Raw genomic sequence first — 17,401 nt, forward strand, 5'->3', positions numbered from 1 at the left:
ATAAATTAACAGTAACCAATCAGTAAAGCTGCTTGAGCCAAAACATTTACAATATGAAAAAATTAATGATTTTAATTGCTGCCTGTGCTTTAAGTTCAGGCGCATTTGCCCAAGACCACGATATGGGAAAGATGGGCAACCAGGACAACAAGGAACAAAAAATTGACATGAAAAAGGATCATGTAATGATGAAGGACGGGAAGATGCACATAATGAAGGACGGGAAGACAACCCACATGGATAAAGAAATGACCATGGGCAATGGCACCACTGTCATGGCCGACGGAATGTGCAAAATGAAGGGCGGTAAAACAATGAAGATGAAAGAAGGGGATATGATGGACATGGACGGTAAAATGGGAAAAATGCCTATAAAGAAAAAAACAGGCAGCAAAAGTAAAATGGGCAAGATGCCAATGTAGTATGTTGCCAATCAGCGTCTTGATTTACGGGCTGTCCGCAAGAAAAAGGCCACATCAAATTTTCAAGGATCACTATTTAAAACAAGCAAAATGAGCATAATAGCAACCCCGTCCAAAAGCCAAAAGTCAAATGGCTTTTCTGCCGACAGAAAAAAAGACCAAACCATGAAAGCCCTGGTATATGGCGGCCCTGGTAAAATCGAATGGAAAGACGTGCCCATGCCTGTTATTGAAAAGACTACAGATGCATTGGTAAAGATTTTGAATACCACCATATGTGGAACTGATCTCGGTATTTTAAAAGGTAAAGTTCCTTCTGTTAAGCCCGGAACCACCCTTGGCCATGAAGGTGTTGGTATTGTTGAAGAAGTTGGTTTGGCGGTTAAAAATTTCAAAAAAGGTGATCTTGTAATTATCTCCTGCATTACCGCTGATGGCACCTGCGAGTATTGTAAGAAACAGATGTATTCTCACTGCAAAGACGGTGGCTGGATTTTGGGCAACCTGATTAATGGAACGCAGGCAGAATATGTACGTATCCCCCATGCGGCCAACAGTCTGCATGCCATCCCGGAAAATTCGGATGTGGAAGCCATGGTAATGTTAAGTGATATATTGCCAACCGGTCATGAAATAGGCGTAATTAGCGGTTGTGTGAAACCCGGTGATACCATCGCAATTGTGGGTGCCGGCCCAATAGGTATCGCGGCTTTGCTAACCGCACAATTTTATTCCCCTGCCAAAATTTATGTGATTGATGTAGATGAAAACCGTTTGGCATTGGCTAAAAAATTCGGAGCAACAGATACCATTAATTCATCATCAGAAGATGCGGTAAAAAGGATAATGGCCGAAACACAAGATGGCGTGGATGTATCCATCGAAGCTGTTGGTCTTCCTGACACGTTCGATATTTGCCAAAATATTGTTCGTCCAGGTGGTCACCTGGCTAATATAGGTGTTCATGGTCATCCTGTAGATCTGCAAATTCAAACGCTCTGGATTCAAAACATCACCATCACCATGGGATTGGTAAACACGAATACAACGCCCATGCTTTTAAAAACAGTATCGTCTGGCAAAATAGACCCCAATAAACTAATCACACACCATTTTAAATTAAATGACATAATAAAGGCTTACCAGGTTTTTGGGAATGCCCAAAAAGAGAAGGCCTTGAAGGTTATTTTAGCTAATGGATAGAGGTCATACTGGTAAATAAATCATTACATAAATAAAATCATCACCATGAAAACAACAACTTCAAACCTGAAAGCCTCCATGCCCTTTGAAACAGGTATTAAAATGATAAAAAAGAATAGAGGTTCTGCCAGACCAATAATAATGGGCTTCGCCCTTATTTTATTTACATCTTTTTCCATTATTGGCTGCACGGGGAACAACAAAAGCACTGTTAAAACCGACACTACGGCACAATCCAACGCGCAACGGGATGATGACGGCTCTGCCGAGGTCTATCGGGGCATGGAAATGATAAAAGCCGGCAATGATATGGTGAATAAAGGAGAAAAAGCCAACGACAGGACAATGATAGATAATGGGGTTGCTGAAATGGAGAAAGGGATGGACATGATAAGATCCGGACGAGGCGGCGTGAAGGGTTCACAACCTGGACATAAAGGAATGGATGATAAAATGGCTATGGGCGACAGTGCAGCAAAGTCTGGTGTGAAAGATATGGATATGGGCGATAACGGAATGGCTATGATTCATCAGGGACTGGATGTTGCGAAATCTGGCAAAATGGTTACCATGCATGCCCAAAAAAACAAAGATAGGCCGATGATGCAAACCGGTATGGATATGATGGACAAGGGTATGGCGATGATAACCATGGGTAAAGAGATGATGGGCAAAGACGGTCCCGCCATGTCCGACAAACCGATGGCCGATGATATGGATATGATGGATAAAGGAATGGATATGATGGATAAGGGCAAAGGTATGGCCGCTAAAGCGATGGGTCCTCCGGACAAGCCCATGATGGATGATGATATGATGGATAAAGGTATGGACATGATGGACAAGGGGATGGGCATGATGGGTATGGGCGCAGATAAAATGAAAAAAGATAAAAAACCTATGCCAAAAAAAGATGCCCCCATGACTGACATGTAATTCTTTTTTAAGTAAAAAAATCCACAATGAAATGGTTTCGCACTATAGTTTCTGTTAATTTTTTAACAGCCTTATTGATTATTGCAGCTTCTTCGGCTATAGCGCAGACCCCGGATGAGCATGCCAGCCATCACCCAGGAAGTGCACCAGCGGATAAGGGCGCTGCCATGAAGGACACCACTGCCGGTAACAAGGCTGGTGGCATGGGGGCAGGTATGGGCGATATGATGAAGGATATGGGAAAGCCCACCTATAAAGAAATGTACCCTACATTAATGCAGGCCAATGATCTCACACCTGAAAAACGTATCGAAATAAACCAGTTGGCAAACAAACAGATCACTGAAGGCAATGCGATTCTGGACATTGGTTTAAAGGAGCTTTCCGGTGCCACAAGGATGCAGGATATGGAGGCTATGAAAGCCGCGAACCAACGGATACGTCAGGGCCAGATGATGTTGGAAAGCGGCCTGGAAGGGCAACGGGCACTGGCAGAAAATAAAGACCCGAGGCTTACCGCTTTAAAATGGTTCAACCGGGAAATGAACCTTGCCGCTGTTGAAAATGCAGATAAGCATAGTTTTATGGGGCTTTCCTGGTTCCATTACATTACCATGTTTTTACTCACTGCATTTGCGGTAATCATGGTCTGGATGTACTTCCATAAGATGAAACGTGCCAATGCCCTTATCGATCAGTTAACCGGTAATTCATCCGCAAATGTCCCACCTCCTGGTACCAATAAGCCAGGTGCACCGCCTGCGGAAAACCCAGGCACTAAACCGGCTGCTCCTGCTGCTGAAAAAGCCGGATCGCCGCCCATCGTAAACCCGGAGGCCGCGCCCTCAAAACCAAATTCATGGACGGGTACTTTACTCGTTGCAGAAATTTTCGTAGAAACTCCAAGCGTAAAAACCTTTCGGCTTACAGAACCGGAGGGCAAAAAGATCCCGTTCAATTTTTTGCCCGGCCAGTTCATTACGGTAACCATTAACCCTGCGGGTGTTCCTGTAAAACGGTCATATACTATCGCTTCATCGCCTACGCATACAGAATACTGTGAAATAACGGTCAAACACGAAGAAAAAGGTACCGTTTCACATTACATGCATACCGCAGTGCATATCGGCGAACTGATGCAGTTCACCGCACCCTCCGGTAAATTCACCTTTACGGAAACACATGCTAAAAGCGCTGTATTTATTGGCGGTGGCGTAGGTTTAACGCCCATGATGAGCGCCGTTCGCTATTTGACCGACCGCTCCTGGAAGGGAGAAATCTATTTTTTCTTTACCTGTAAAGATGAAAGCAGTATCATTTTCCGGGAAGAGATCCTATACCTGCAAAAAAGATACGCGAACCTGCACGTCTTTTTTGTGCTTAGCCAGCAGCAAGGCGAGGCCAGCGTCGACTTTGTCTCCGGTCACATTACAAAAGAAATAATAGCAGAACGGGTGCCTGACCTTATATCCCGGATGATCCACATTTGCGGACCAAAGCCTATGATGGATGCGGTAAAGGTGATGCTGGAAGAGCTAAAAGTACCTGAAGAAAATGTAATGGTGGAGATTTTCGCCGGCCCGTCACCTGCTGCAAAACCACCGTCAACAGAACCTGTAAAACCAGCGGAGGGTAATGAACCAGGACAACAACCCGTTAAACCGGAAGGAGAACAAGCTGCCGTGCCGGAAAACGGGAAGTCTGCAGGCGCCCAAGAGGACAAAGGCGGGGTAGTCACGTTTGCCAAATCAAATAAAACAGCGGTGCTTACAGCTAACAAATCGATACTCGAAGCGTCCGAGGAGGTTGGCGTTAACATTGATTATTCCTGCCGTGTTGGTACCTGCGGAATATGTAAAATAAAATTGATCTCAGGCAACATAACCATGGCCGTAGAGGATGCATTGACCGAAGATGATAGGGCACAAAATATAATTCTGGCTTGCCAGGCAAAAGCAACCGAAGCAGTTTCAGTTGATGCTTAACATTTGTATAAAAAATAAAATAAATGAAACAGGAACGAACCATTATTGGCTCCATGCTTATACTACAGCTTGTTTTGTGGTTAGGCTTTTTGGTGCATCGTTCCCCACGGTTTCCGGGCAGCCTGACCGGTACGTTACTGGCAGTTACTGCCGCATTCCTATTGATCGTGCCGCCGCTTTTGTACTCTGCCACTAAACGAATAGCATTTTTTAAAGAAAAGATTTCCAGGCGCATTTCTATCGGCACCTTACTCAACTGGCACGTTTATACCAGTATTGTCGGTGCAATACTCGCGATATTGCACACAGGCCACCGCTTTGAAAGCAATCTGGGTATAGCACTCACGGCTACGCTGATGCTCACGGTATTAAGCGGTTTCATAGGCCGGTACTTTCTTAGCTATTCATCAAAAGAGATCTCCGAAAAACAGACCGAACTAAACCTGCTGGCGACACAATACAACCAATTGATCGATCAGATAGGCAAGCAACCAAAATCCGAACCTACTTTTGTTGTTTCCAATAATAGTATAAGCCGCGCCTTCAACAGTTTTGTCGGTATCCGGCAGGCTGCAACAGACGCTAAATCGCTGCTATCGCAACGGGCTATGCGTTTGGCTGAATCAATCGCCGACCTTGAATATGCCATAAAGACACACGAACTATTAAAGCGAAGAACGGCCGGCTGGCTGAAGATACATATCATAACATCCTCTGCATTTTATATCCTACTTCTACTGCACATTTGGTCTGCCGTTTATTTTGCGTTAAGGTTCCTTAAATGAAAAAACTACTTGTCATTCTGGTCATTTTATCTTTTGCAGTTGGGTTAGCCTACTATGGCAATATAGATTTCGCACAAAAGAATACCTGGCAAACGCAAGCAAGTCCGGGCAAGCTGACTGCGGCCCATGCCATGCTTGCCGCTAATTGCGCATCCTGCCATACCGCCGGAAAGGTAATAGATAATAACAAGTGTATTAGTTGCCATGGCGATAACAAACTTTTGCTCGAGCGGCAGCCTACCGCCTTTCACGGCATGATCGGTAACTGTTCTTCCTGCCATATCGAACACCGGGGCGCAGATGCGAATTTGCGGGTCATGGATCATGAGGCATTGGCAAGTATTGGGGAAAAGATAATAGGGGATGGAAAAAAATCATTCAGTTTGGATAAATCTTTGATGCCGGCTGATCACCCGCTCGTATCGGGCTTGGTAGCCAAACTTGATTGTGCCAGTTGCCATAGCACAAAAGACAAGCACGTTGGTATGATGGGAACCAATTGCGCATCCTGCCATGCAGCTACACAATGGACGATCCCAAAATTCCAGCATCCGGGGGTACTTTCCACCAACTGCTCATCCTGTCACCAGGCACCACCCAGCCATTTTATGATGCACTTTGAAATGGTTTCTAAAAAAATAGCAAGACAGGAAGGTAAAAATGTAAGCGTCCGTCAATGCTACTCCTGCCACAAAACCACCGTATGGAACGATATTCAGGGAGCAGGTTATTATAAACATCACTAATTAACTCATCACTTACTACAAGAGATATAATCAATAAAAACTTAAACCAATACATCATGTCGATACAAACAATTAATCCGGCCACCAATGTGGCCATCAAATCTTTTGAAGAAATGAGCGACGAGGCAGTGGATACTGCCGTGATCCAAGCCGAAAATGCTTATAAGGATTGGAGGAAAACAAGCTACGAAGAAAGAGCGCTCCTGCTGCACAAAGTCGCAGGTTTGATGAGGGATAAAAAAGAGCTGTTATCGAAAATAATAACTTCGGAAATGGGCAAACTCATTGCCCAGGCAGAAGGCGAAATCTTGTTAAGTGCCGATATTTTCGATTATTATGCCGACCATGCTGAGAAATTCCTTGCTGATAAAATACTTGGGCCAACACATGGTTCAGCGTTAATCCGTCATAGCCCTATCGGCGTACTGTTCGGTGTCGAACCGTGGAATTTCCCATTTTACCAGGTCGCGCGTTTTGCGGCTCCTAACTTGATGATCGGCAATACCATTTTAGTCAAACATGCCTCTATTGTGGCCCAATGCGGTATTGCCATAGAAGATCTGTTTAAAGAAGCAGGTGCCCCCGCCGGAATATATACTAACCTTCTAATATCGGGAAACAGGGCATCCGCATTGGTGAGCGATAAAAGGATAAAAGGCGTTTCACTGACAGGTAGTGAGGCCGCCGGATCAAGCATAGCTTCGCAAGCCGGAAAATATTTAAAAAAATCTGTTCTTGAATTAGGGGGTAGTGATGCCTTTATCATATTGGAAGATGCCGATATAGATAAAACCGTGGAATGGGCAGTAGTTGGGCGAATGAACAATAACGGGCAATGTTGCGTGGCATCAAAACGGTTTATTGCTGTGGAATCGATTGCTGACGAATTTTTAGAAAAATTCAAAAATCGGTTGTCCAACATTATCGTCGGCGACCCAATGGACAAAGCCACCGAATTAGGCCCCCTTAGCAGTGAAGCGGCAGCAGTGGGGCTGGCCGACCAGGTAAAGCGGGCTGTGGATGCCGGGGCTAAAGTATTATTGGGTGGCAAACGATCAGATCGCGCGGGCGCTTTTATGCAGCCAACCATTATTACCGATATAAGTTCGGATAATCCAGCATACCACGAAGAACTATTTGGCCCGGTCGCTTCATTTTATAAAGTGAAAGATGAACAGGCTGCCATCGACCTCGCCAATGATTCGCCTTTCGGTCTGGGCGGTTCGGTGTTTACAAAGGACATCGAACGGGGTAAAAGGGTCGCCGATCAAATTGATACCGGTATGGTATTCATCAACCATCCTACATGGACACAAGCGGATCTGCCATTTGGAGGAACCAAAGGTTCCGGCTACGGAAGAGAATTATCAGCATTGGGCATAGATGAGTTTGTAAATAAAAAACTCATTCGTGTTAGCGAACTCACAGACCCATTTTAATTCGTTATACCGGGTGATTTTATCTACCGTGCGATGAGTAATTGACTTTAATTCTTCAACAAATGAAATTTAAAATGCAAATGGAAAATACTAAAACAACACTCATTTCCCTCGGGTACAATCAGCGTTTTATAAACAAGTTATCAGGATTAATAAAATTTTGTAAGCCTTGGAAATTGTTACTTTTTATTGGAATAGTAAATGGTCAGGTATTGAATGCACAATCTCCAAAGGAAACGATGCCTTCGATGTCATTTCTTAATGCAGGAGTATTTTTTTCCCCTTCCATGGAAGATTCTTATTTCACCCCGGCCTTGGATGTGGAAGCCGGATTTTGGAGAACAAATAAGAAGAATTTTTTTAGCTGGGGTGCTTCTGCTGAAGCCTGGTACTTTACCAGTATAAAAACAGATCTGAACAAGACTTCCTTCAGCGATAATACTGATGGTTTTATTAATTTTAATGGTATGTTTTTTTACGATAATAAAATTATCACACCTTATTTGGCGCCAACCTTTTCTATTGTTTCAGATTTTAAGAATGTTGGGGTTGCCGGAGGAACTGCGCTGGGGCTAAGTCACAAAACAGGGGAAAGGTTACAAACATTTATACAAACTAAATATATCAGATTTTCGAATAAGCTTGATTATTTGGACATGCGCTTTTTCATGGTTGGACTTTCATTGAAATTGTCTAAATGACGCTGAAAAAACATCATACAAAATGAAAAAAATATTAGTAATAATCGCAGCAATGACAATGTATTCTTTTGCATCTGCCCAGGAAATGAAGGGTATGGAGATGCCCAAAAAAGAAAAAGCAAAATCGCCTGTGGCAAAGAAAAAAACTGCACCCGCTACAGTCCCAACCACTAAGAAAAAGGCGGTAATGCAAATGCCCAGCGATACATCCATGAACAAAAAAATGGATGGTATGGACATGCCGAAAGCCAAAGAAAAATCAAGTGATGGCATGGACGGTTTGAACATGCCAAAAACCACAATAACAACATCAAAAGTTCTTGGTAAGGTTGTAGCCTATTATCTGGATGTAACCGATACACTTGTCACTTTCGCAAAAGGAAAATTAAAGCCTGCTATTGCCATCAACGGCACTATACCAGCTCCCACACTTTATTTTACTGAAGGGGATACGGCTACCATCTATGTTCGCAACCTTATGAAAGTAGAAACTTCCATTCACTGGCATGGCTTATTGTTGCCTAACGTTGCCGATGGTGTTCCGTACCTGACCACACCACCGATAAAGCCAGGCACTACCTATACCTTTAGCTTCCCCATCATCCAAAATGGCACGTATTGGTATCATTCACATTCGGGATTACAGGAGCAGGTAGGTCTATATGGCGCGATTGTCATTTATCCAAAAAACAAAATCATGCAAAAAGAAAAGGTGATTTTATTTTCTGATTGGACCAATGAAAAGATGGCAACTGTTGTGCGTTCGCTAAAAGCGAATTACGAATGGTATGGCATAAAAAGGAAATCTGTGCAAAGCTGGGGAGAGGCGTTAGTAAAAGGCTATTTAAGTGATAAGGCAAAACAGGAATGGAGCCGTATGCCGCCAATGGATGTATCTGATGTTTATTATAATGCCTTCCTTGCCAACGGGATGCAAACATCGGCCTATCCTGAATTTAAACCGGGTGAAACGGTAAGGGTAAGACTGATCAATGGCGGTGCCGGTTCCTACTTCTGGGTACAATTCGCCGGAGGGCCAATGACGGTAATCGCTGCCGATGGCAAAGATGTACAGCCGGTTAAAGTAGATAAAATTGATTTCCCCATAGCCGAAACATACGACGTGCTGATCACGATCCCTGCTGAAGGGGCTTATGAGTTAAGGGCTACATCTGCGGATATTTCAGGCTATAGTTCAGTTTATTTTGGCAGCGGTAAAAAAGTGAACGCCCCGGATATACCTAAGCTGGATTATTTTGCCATGCTTCGGGAAAGAAATAAAATGGGCATGGGTGGTACAGGTACAAAAGGGACAATGCCCGGCATGGCTATGCCGGGTGGAAAAGAAAGTCCTGAAAAACCTGAAGGTATGGGCATGGATGCAACCAATAAGGAAAGTACCCCCATGGCTGGCATGGATATGCAAAAGAAAACCGCCCCTGCACAGAAAATGGAAAGTATGAACATGGGTGCAAAGAAGAAAGTCATTGACACTACTAAAAAATCAGGCATGGAAGGCATGAAAATGAATGACCGAAAAACCGTTAGCACACTGAGCTATGATATGCTGCAATCTATTGAGCCTACCGCTTTTGATAAGAACATACTGGTTCGGACTGTTTCCTTAAGCCTCACAGGAAACATGATTCGATATATCTGGTCTTTCGATGATAAACCGCTCTCGAGAGCCGATAAAATAATGATCAAAAAAGGCGAAGTAGTCCGGTTCAAGATGTTCAATAATACGATGATGCGGCACCCGATGCACCTGCACGGTCATTTCTTCCGATTGGTTAATGCACAAGGAGATTATTCACCACTTAAGCACACTTTCGACATTCAACCGATGGAAACCGTTACCATCGAGTTTTTAGCGAATGAAGAAAAAGATTGGTTCTTTCATTGCCATATTTTATATCACATGGCTACAGGAATGGCCCGGATTGTAAGCTATGAAGGCTCAGAGCAAAATGAATTCGCAAAAACCGGTTATAAAGAATTGAAGAAAGAAGATAATGCCCTATATAAATGGGCTGATTTAAATGTCCTATCCAATGGTGCCTGGTTTGAAGGCTTTTTATCAAACAATAAAAACCAGCTACGCTTTAATGGCCGTGTAAATTGGAAAGGGAATTATGAAACAGAAACTCACCTGCTTCGCTTTATTGACAAACAGGATTATCTCGCCGCTTTCATTGGGTATGACTATCGTTTAAATAAAAATGGTAATACAGCAGACCAATCAAACACAAAAGATAACCGCAGGCAATTTGAAGTAGGTTTACTGTATTTACTTCCTTTCTTTCTGGAAGCTGAAGTACGGTTAGATCCGAAAGGAAAACTTAGGGCACAACTGGCAAGAAGGGATATGCCTATAACAACAAGATTGTTTTTTGATGGAAGCGTAAACACGGATAAAGAATATACAGTGGGTCTACGCTATTTTCTTACCCGGACGTTTTCGATCAGCACCCTCTACGACAGCGACTATGGTGCAGGCGCAGGAATTAGTCTTCGCTATTAAATTGAATAGGAAGAAGGCATTAGCAATATATTCATGACAAATCAATAAAACTAAAAGATGAAAAAGGAGGAAGAATCAAAATTTAAACGCAGGAAGTTTCTTCACTATGGCGTGCTGGGTGCGGCAACTGTAATGGCATGGCCATTCATTTCAGCATGTAACAGTAATTCCAGAGATCAGGCAGTCCCATCTTTTGAACCAGATCTCGAATTTGAGCTTACCGCAGTTGAAAAGACTATATCGATCTTTCCCGGCACTTCGACAAGCGTAATGGTCTTTGAAAGTAAATTAATAAAAGGTGATTCCGGCTCATTGACTCAAATTGATGAAAGTTATTTAGGCCCAACGATCCATGTTAGCAGAGGTCAAAAAGTACGTATTCATTTTATAAACAGGTTAAGCGAAGAAAGTATTATTCATTGGCATGGTATGCATGTACCTGAACAATATGACGGACATCCTAAAAACGTAATCACTTCAGGTGAAACTTATATCTATGAGTATGAAATAATGAACAAGGCTGGCACTTACTGGTACCATCCCCATCCCCATAAGCGCACAGGTCACCAGGTTTACAATGGATTGGCAGGAATGCTTATTGTTACCGATGAAGCTGAACAGGCACTTGATCTCCCCGCTGGAAAATTCGATTTTCCAATAGTTATCCAGGACAAAAGTTTTGATGATGACAACCAGTTGGTCTATCTGAAAAATGGCCACATGCGAAACAGTAACGGATTTCTGGGTGACCAGATTTTTATCAATGGTAACCCTGCTCAAAATATATCTGTACAACAGGGGGTTTACCGTCTGCGCTTGTTAAATGGTTCTAACTCCCGTTATTATAAATTGGGCTGGGAAGACGGCACCCCTGTAACCGTTATTGGTACAGATGGAAGTTTACTCGAAAAACCGAGAGATGTACCTTACATAATGATGGGTTCGGGGGAAAGGCTCGATCTGTGGTTAGACCTGAGTGCTCATGCGGTTGGTACCGAAATGACTTTAAACAGCCTTTCTTTTTTAAATGGAGCAGATGGTGAAATGGGCGGCGGAATGATGGGCGGTAGCCAAAAGGAAATTCCATTGGGCAGTGAATATTTAATCGTAAAACTTAAAATAGATAAACCGGACGGGAATAAATATACGCTTCCTGAAAGGTTAATCAATTTAAACAAGCTGGATGCTAAGGATGCTTTAAATACAGATGAACCAAGGAGTTTTAAATTCTCCGGGAGTATGAGAAGGTGGACAATCAATGGAAGGACTTTTAAAACAGAAGAAGTAACAGATTATGAAACGGTCAAGCTGAACACGACAGAAATATGGGAATTTGTTCATGGTGGCCATGGGATGATGGGAAAAAATAATGTCGCGCATCCAATCCATATTCATCAAGTACAATTTAATATAATTGAGCGGAATATCGAAGATATGGATGCCGATTTATGGGAAAACATTAAAGATGGGTTTATTGATGAGGGATGGAAAGATACTTTTTTGCTGATGCCAGGCATGACCGTGAAAGTACTTCTAGCTTTTAAAACCTTTAAAGGGATTTTCTTATACCATTGCCATAATCTTGAACATGAAGATATGGGTATGATGCGGAACTTCGCGATTACTTAACTTACCTTCCCTGATTGAGCAATCAACGGTTTTAAAAAAGCTACAATCTTGAAATGATTACCGTTGGATAGTATAAGTTTTAAGAACGACAACGGTTACATTCACTAAGGGTTTAGAATAATAAAAATCAAAATGGGTATTTTCAACTTGCAACGGCTGGGTACAATAATGGAACCTGAACCAGGTAATGAAATGGAAGCAGAGGGTGTGTTAAACCCGGCAGTAGCGCGCGGGCACGATGGCGAACTTTATCTATTTCCCAGAATAGTAGCTAAAGGCAATTATTCGCGTATCGGTATAGCGAGGGTTGTCTTTAATTCAAAAGGAGATCCTGTTCGCGTTAAACGGCTGGGCATTGCGCTTGAACCCACTGAAGATTATGAAAAACGTCCCGATAACCTTCGCCAAACTGTTTAATGGTGTAATTGCCATATTTGTCCTTTGCCTGATCGAATTGGTAAACACTCCATGCCTTGTACTGTACACCTGCACGACTGACCATATCATCTCGGTAAGCTGAACGTCCCTGTAGCATATTGGCAACTTGTTCTACGGTATAACCTTTTCCACGGTCGATGTAATGGGAGTTTTTCAGCACAGGGCTATAAAAAGTTTGTTGAAACTCTTTTTTAACAAAATCTACCTTTCCATCTTTCATGGTGGCAAGGGTATCCCTGTATTGCAAGTCTTTATCGGTTACCTTGCCAGTTGCAAGTTCTGATGATTTGGGCTGTTCTCTGAAAAAGTCCATTGCCTGTGCAGCACTATCAAACTTTCGGATCAGGTTTTTACCTTTATCATCAGGTGTTATGACTATGTACTGGTGTTCCTTTTCCAATGGTTTAGCCTTGCTATGTGCGATATCAAATTTGTTAAAGTAGTAATAATCCGATTGTCCAGACTTTTTCAAGTGTATGGTCAAATCCATCATTCCCTTATCTGCGGGAATCTGTCCACGAATGGCAAATTTTTCTATGCCCTGTTCCATCATGGATTCTGCGGCTGTAATCATTTTTTCAGGGACTTTTAGTGTCGCTGCTTCTGTTCTAAAATTTTCTAATGAATTTCTGTTCATGTTTTTCTGATTATGTAAATAATAATAGTGTCCAGTTTCTACAATCTCCGGCAATTGCTCCGCTTTGGTCACTTCCATCATACTTTTTAGTAGTGGTTGCAATAGTTCTACGCACCAGTCACCATTGAGTTGAGCATGTTTTTCTGCATCTTTATGATATATAAAACAGTAGATATCACTACTCTTATAGATTTTCCTATCCCTTGGATAGCTGACAAATTCAAATCCATCTATAAATAGTTCCGACAAGAAATCTCTAGTGGAAACCAGATTGGATAAACCAGAGTAGATTGACCCCGTCTCACCGGAAATAAATTTGCTGTAAATTGTTGCTTGGCAGAATATTAGCAAATTGGCGAGAAGGGGTCAAATGTATTGGTTTGTCCACTTATCAATCCTAACGCCATCCATATCCACAATCTCGAACCTATATTCTTCATATAAAACAATATCGCCTGCATGTGGCATCGCTCTTAATCGCTCTATCATAAAGCCAGAAACTGTTGAATAGCTACTGATATTGTCCTCGATTACTTCTTTTGAGAAATACTGGTTGAGTTCGAAGATCAACGTTCGACCATTGAGAAGATAACTTCCGTCCTCACGGGGTATAATATGCTTTTCATCGGTTTCGTCCTCATCTGGCAGGTCGCCAACAATGGCTTCAATCAGATCGTGAAGTGTAATGATCCCCAGCACACTACCAAATTCATCAACCACCACACCTAAATATTGTTTCCTATCCTTAAATAGTGCCAATATTTTAAAAGCTGGTGTATTCTGTATCACATAAATAGGCCTTGTCAGGATCTGGTCTATGCTAAAGTCCTCGTTACTATAATTTTCCAGCACATCCTTGATGTTGATCATCCCTTTTGGTACATCTAGCGTCCCATCTGCTACGATGAAACGTGAATGCGCACTTTCCTTTATCTTGTTGAAGATAGTTTGCTTGTCCCAATTATAGTTGATCCATTCTACCTCCGAGCTATGGGTCATCAGTGATTTGGCCGTCTGGTCTGTAAAAGAAAAGAGGTTCTGCATCGCCTGGCTTTCTTCACTCTCCGGCACTCCCTGTTTGCCCGCTGTTTTGAGCATAAAACGAAGCTCTTCTTCGTTTACCCTTTCCGAATCATTCTCTTTAACACCAAATAGTTTAAGGATCAGGTTGGTAGAAAACGAAAGAAGTTTTACAAATGGGAAGGTTATCATTGTAAATACCCTTATAATTGGCACACAAAATAGCGCAATACTTTCTGAGTTGTTCATGGCGATTGTTTTTGGCACAAGTTCTCCAACTACGATCGTAAAATAGGTGATGCCACCGATGACGATAAACAATGAAACAAGGTGTACATAACTTCCCAAGAACGTGAACTGGGAAAGAATGCCTTCCATATCATCGGTAAGCGTTGCCCCACCGTATGCGCCCGAAATAATACCGATCAGGGTAATTCCGACCTGTACCGATGAGAGAAAATTTTCTGGATTTTCCAACAACTTGAGTACCATTTTGGCTTTGGAACTTCCCTGGGCAGCGAGGTGTTCAATCCTACTTTTTTTTACAGAAACAAGTGCAATCTCCGATAGGGCAAAAAACCCGTTGAGAAGGGTAAGGATAAAAATGATCAGAATTTCCAAATTTTTGGGTATTAAGGTGATGGCAAATATAACATAAACCAACAGGAGCTTGCCTTATTCTGTTTAATAATTTGTAATATTGCATGATGTTTGGTAAGAAACAATTTCTGCTGGTATTACTGTTTGGCGCATTTTCATTGCACCTTGCCCATCAGCTGTTTCCGCACCACCACCATCAACCAGTTATTGCCAAAGCCCATTCTCATGGAGAAGGTAGCGACCATCATCACCACCATAAGGCTGAAACAAATAGCAAACCACAACAGGACAAAAATATATTAGATGAACTGCTTTCGCTGATCAACCATGGTAAGGCAGACAGCCCTGTCCAATCAGGTAGCCAGATCAAAGTTGATTACTGTAAGGTCATCTCTATTCTACCTGTTGCCGCTACAGCAATGGTTGAGTTAGCTATCGACGATTACCAGCTAACTTCACTTGGCTATACTCCACCAGAGCACAAGCCCCAACAACACGTCATTCTTTTCAAAAGCAGGCGAGGCCCGCCTGCAATGGCCTAATTATATCCATTTTTTTTTAAACCCAAATTTCAAGAACATGAAAAAGACTATGCTTTCATTGGCTATTGCCATTGGACTTTTTGCTGCATCGTGCAGTAACGAAAAAAAAGAAGAAGGTGCCCATCAGCATGAAGATGGCTCAACACATGCCGACCATGATGAAACCCCTGTTGATACTACAAAACAGGAAGAATTTAAAGTTGACTCGGTAGCGGCAGATACTGCTGCACATTCACATGATGATGGAAAGTCGCACACGCACTAGCCATCCAACCAGTTATGGCATTAAGCCATAACTGGTAAAATATTAAAAGACCATGAAAAGAATATATTTAATAATGATAGCTGCAGTGCTTTTTAGTTCCTGCCAGCAGAGATCCCAGTCGGAAGCTGCCGCTGGAGAAAAGGTTAAACTCTCGCTAACTGACCTGGATCAACAGGTCGAAATATTTGCAGAATACGATCCTTTCGTTAAGGACTCTATTTCCAAGTTTGCCATCCATTTAACTACACTTGCCGATTACAAACCAGTGAAGACTGCCAAGGTTAGCACTAGCCTCGTGGTTGGAGATAAGGGTGTGAGAAAAGTTTTGGATTCTTCGACCGTACCCGGTATCTACAAGATTTCACTTACGCCAAAGTCTATAGGGAGTGGTACGCTCAGCTTTGATATCGTACTGAACGGGATTTCGCACAGGTTCAAAATTCCTGCAAAAGTGTTCAGTAGTTATGAAGAATTTGCGGCGCAGCATAAGCCGGCATCAAGCTCTGCCAGTGAGATTACGTTTTTAAAGGAGCAGAGCTGGAAGCTTGATTTTGGTGTTGCTAGGATTGGAAAAGATAATTTTTCGGGAGTGATCAAGGCTCCAGGCACAATCATCCCTGCAACCGGCGACCAACAGAGCGTAGTCGCTACGGCCGCTGGAGTGATCAAGTTCCAACGTCCGCTCACTTCCGGTATTGCTGTGGACAAGGGTCAATCGCTGTTTTCGATTTCGGGAACCAGCATTACAGGCGATAACCTCAATACCGCCATACAGGAGGCCAAACTTGCCTTGGCAAAAGCAAAGTCGGAGTATGAAAGGGCAAAGGCCCTACGTCCAGATCAGATCATCTCCGAAAGGGATTATCAGGCGGCGTTGAACAGTTACCAGCAGCAGCAGCTGAACTATAGCAAACTTACACGTAATTTCTCTGGCAACGGCGTGGCTATAAGATCCACTGGAACTGGCTATCTGACCGATTTATTGGTAAAAGAAGGTGATTATGTACAGGCTGGACAGCAATTGGCAATCGTAGCGGCAAGTAAAAACGTACAGCTTTCTGTTGATGTGCCCGCCAGTTATGCCGGGCAGCTGGGCAATGTGCAAACGGCCAATTTTAAGATAGGCGAAAAGGTTTATGAACTTTCATCACTTGGAGGAAAACTGGTTTCTTATGGTCGTTCGATTTCCCCATCAGGACTGCTGCCAGTTATCTTTTCGTTGCAAAACCGTTCGGAATTTGTACCAGGTGTAGCCGTGGAAGCCTTTCTTTTGACCTCTTCCAAAACTTCGGCCCTTCAGGTGCCAGAAACTGCAATTATGGAAGATCAGGGAAACTATTTTGTTTACGTACATAACGATGGAGAACATTTCGAAAGGCGTGATCTGAAAATCGGTAAATCTAGCGGAAAGATGGTTGAAGTGATTTCAGGAGTGAAGGAAGGAGATATTCTGGTAACCAAGGGTGCTTATTATCTCAAACTTGCAGCCGCACAGGGATCAGCACCAGCACATGGACATGAACATTAAT

At 42.8% G+C, this 17,401-nt stretch carries 15 protein-coding genes; 13 read left to right on the forward strand and 2 right to left on the reverse strand.

Translation table 11 applies throughout. The annotated features are described in order from the left end of the window. Positions 1 to 53 precede the first annotated feature (53 nt). From AC07XU_RS11375 to AC07XU_RS11420, 10 genes are all read left to right on the forward strand, one after another. The gene (locus AC07XU_RS11375) at positions 54 to 422 is read left to right on the forward strand and encodes a DUF6799 domain-containing protein (protein ID WP_481863372.1); all 369 of its coding nucleotides are present in this window, start codon (positions 54 to 56) and stop codon (positions 420 to 422) included. Positions 423 to 512: 90 nt separating this feature from the next. Further along, on the forward strand, positions 513 to 1,625 hold the full coding sequence (locus AC07XU_RS11380) for a zinc-dependent alcohol dehydrogenase family protein (protein WP_494943752.1): 1,113 nt from the start codon (positions 513 to 515) through the stop codon (positions 1,623 to 1,625). A gap of 45 nt (positions 1,626 to 1,670) precedes the next feature. Beyond that, positions 1,671 to 2,561: a hypothetical protein gene (locus AC07XU_RS11385; RefSeq protein ID WP_494943753.1), complete on the forward strand. Its 891-nt coding sequence runs from the start codon at positions 1,671 to 1,673 to the stop codon at positions 2,559 to 2,561. Between the two features lie 26 nt (positions 2,562 to 2,587). Further along, entirely contained in the window at positions 2,588 to 4,546 is a 1,959-nt protein-coding gene (locus AC07XU_RS11390) for a 2Fe-2S iron-sulfur cluster-binding protein (RefSeq protein ID WP_494943754.1), read from the forward strand. Positions 4,547 to 4,569: 23 nt separating this feature from the next. Next, positions 4,570 to 5,331: a hypothetical protein gene (locus tag AC07XU_RS11395; protein ID WP_481863410.1), complete on the forward strand. Its 762-nt coding sequence runs from the start codon at positions 4,570 to 4,572 to the stop codon at positions 5,329 to 5,331. Beyond that, complete coding sequence (locus tag AC07XU_RS11400) at positions 5,328 to 6,077, forward strand: multiheme c-type cytochrome (protein WP_481863409.1); 750 nt, start codon at positions 5,328 to 5,330, stop codon at positions 6,075 to 6,077. Before AC07XU_RS11395 ends, AC07XU_RS11400 begins: the two co-directional genes overlap by 4 nt. A 56-nt stretch (positions 6,078 to 6,133) precedes the next feature. Then, positions 6,134 to 7,516 carry an NAD-dependent succinate-semialdehyde dehydrogenase gene (locus AC07XU_RS11405; protein WP_481863408.1) on the forward strand — a complete coding sequence of 461 codons (1,383 nt, stop codon included), beginning with the start codon at positions 6,134 to 6,136 and terminating at the stop codon, positions 7,514 to 7,516. Between the two features lie 80 nt (positions 7,517 to 7,596). Next, positions 7,597 to 8,217 (forward strand): hypothetical protein, encoded by a 621-nt coding sequence (locus AC07XU_RS11410; RefSeq protein WP_494943755.1) that lies wholly within the window; start codon positions 7,597 to 7,599, stop codon positions 8,215 to 8,217. Between the two features lie 22 nt (positions 8,218 to 8,239). Then, on the forward strand, positions 8,240 to 10,741 hold the full coding sequence (locus AC07XU_RS11415; RefSeq protein ID WP_481863406.1) for a multicopper oxidase domain-containing protein: 2,502 nt from the start codon (positions 8,240 to 8,242) through the stop codon (positions 10,739 to 10,741). Positions 10,742 to 10,798: 57 nt separating this feature from the next. Then, a complete protein-coding gene (locus tag AC07XU_RS11420) occupies positions 10,799 to 12,370 on the forward strand; it encodes a multicopper oxidase family protein (RefSeq protein WP_494943756.1) in 1,572 nt (523 codons plus the stop codon). Positions 12,371 to 12,710: 340 nt separating this feature from the next. Here AC07XU_RS11420 and AC07XU_RS11425 read toward each other — a convergent pair whose 3' ends face one another. Both AC07XU_RS11425 and AC07XU_RS11430 read right to left on the reverse strand, forming a co-directional pair. Beyond that, positions 12,711 to 13,694, reverse strand: a complete 984-nt coding sequence (locus tag AC07XU_RS11425; protein WP_494943757.1) for a hypothetical protein — start codon at positions 13,692 to 13,694, stop codon at positions 12,711 to 12,713. Between the two features lie 117 nt (positions 13,695 to 13,811). Continuing rightward, positions 13,812 to 15,086 carry a hemolysin family protein gene (locus AC07XU_RS11430; protein ID WP_494943758.1) on the reverse strand — a complete coding sequence of 425 codons (1,275 nt, stop codon included), beginning with the start codon at positions 15,084 to 15,086 and terminating at the stop codon, positions 13,812 to 13,814. Positions 15,087 to 15,169: 83 nt separating this feature from the next. On the opposite strand from AC07XU_RS11430, the gene AC07XU_RS11435 reads away from it, so the two are divergent. The 3 genes from AC07XU_RS11435 to AC07XU_RS11445 are packed head-to-tail and all read left to right on the forward strand — an operon-like array spanning position 15,170 to position 17,400. Then, positions 15,170 to 15,607, forward strand: coding sequence for a DUF6769 family protein (locus AC07XU_RS11435; protein ID WP_136878538.1), 438 nt, complete (start codon positions 15,170 to 15,172; stop codon positions 15,605 to 15,607). Between the two features lie 37 nt (positions 15,608 to 15,644). Continuing rightward, a complete protein-coding gene (locus tag AC07XU_RS11440; protein ID WP_136878539.1) occupies positions 15,645 to 15,872 on the forward strand; it encodes a hypothetical protein in 228 nt (75 codons plus the stop codon). A 52-nt stretch (positions 15,873 to 15,924) separates the two neighbouring features. After that, the gene (locus AC07XU_RS11445; protein WP_136878540.1) at positions 15,925 to 17,400 is read left to right on the forward strand and encodes an efflux RND transporter periplasmic adaptor subunit; all 1,476 of its coding nucleotides are present in this window, start codon (positions 15,925 to 15,927) and stop codon (positions 17,398 to 17,400) included. The last annotated feature ends 1 nt before the right edge of the window (position 17,401 follow it).

Source organism: Pedobacter sp. GW456-11-11-14-TSB4 (assembly GCF_059424425.1).

Bases quoted from the DNA above. Each gene is read 5' to 3' on its own strand.
- AC07XU_RS11375 (WP_481863372.1), top strand. From the start codon at position 54: ATGAAAAAATTAATGATTTTAATTGCTGCCTGTGCTTTAAGTTCAGGC.
- AC07XU_RS11380 (WP_494943752.1), top strand. From the start codon at position 513: ATGAGCATAATAGCAACCCCGTCCAAAAGCCAAAAGTCAAATGGCTTT.
- AC07XU_RS11385 (WP_494943753.1), top strand. From the start codon at position 1,671: ATGAAAACAACAACTTCAAACCTGAAAGCCTCCATGCCCTTTGAAACA.
- AC07XU_RS11390 (WP_494943754.1), top strand. From the start codon at position 2,588: ATGAAATGGTTTCGCACTATAGTTTCTGTTAATTTTTTAACAGCCTTA.
- AC07XU_RS11395 (WP_481863410.1), top strand. From the start codon at position 4,570: ATGAAACAGGAACGAACCATTATTGGCTCCATGCTTATACTACAGCTT.
- AC07XU_RS11400 (WP_481863409.1), top strand. From the start codon at position 5,328: ATGAAAAAACTACTTGTCATTCTGGTCATTTTATCTTTTGCAGTTGGG.
- AC07XU_RS11405 (WP_481863408.1), top strand. From the start codon at position 6,134: ATGTCGATACAAACAATTAATCCGGCCACCAATGTGGCCATCAAATCT.
- AC07XU_RS11410 (WP_494943755.1), top strand. From the start codon at position 7,597: ATGGAAAATACTAAAACAACACTCATTTCCCTCGGGTACAATCAGCGT.
- AC07XU_RS11415 (WP_481863406.1), top strand. From the start codon at position 8,240: ATGAAAAAAATATTAGTAATAATCGCAGCAATGACAATGTATTCTTTT.
- AC07XU_RS11420 (WP_494943756.1), top strand. From the start codon at position 10,799: ATGAAAAAGGAGGAAGAATCAAAATTTAAACGCAGGAAGTTTCTTCAC.
- AC07XU_RS11435 (WP_136878538.1), top strand. From the start codon at position 15,170: ATGATGTTTGGTAAGAAACAATTTCTGCTGGTATTACTGTTTGGCGCA.
- AC07XU_RS11440 (WP_136878539.1), top strand. From the start codon at position 15,645: ATGAAAAAGACTATGCTTTCATTGGCTATTGCCATTGGACTTTTTGCT.
- AC07XU_RS11445 (WP_136878540.1), top strand. From the start codon at position 15,925: ATGAAAAGAATATATTTAATAATGATAGCTGCAGTGCTTTTTAGTTCC.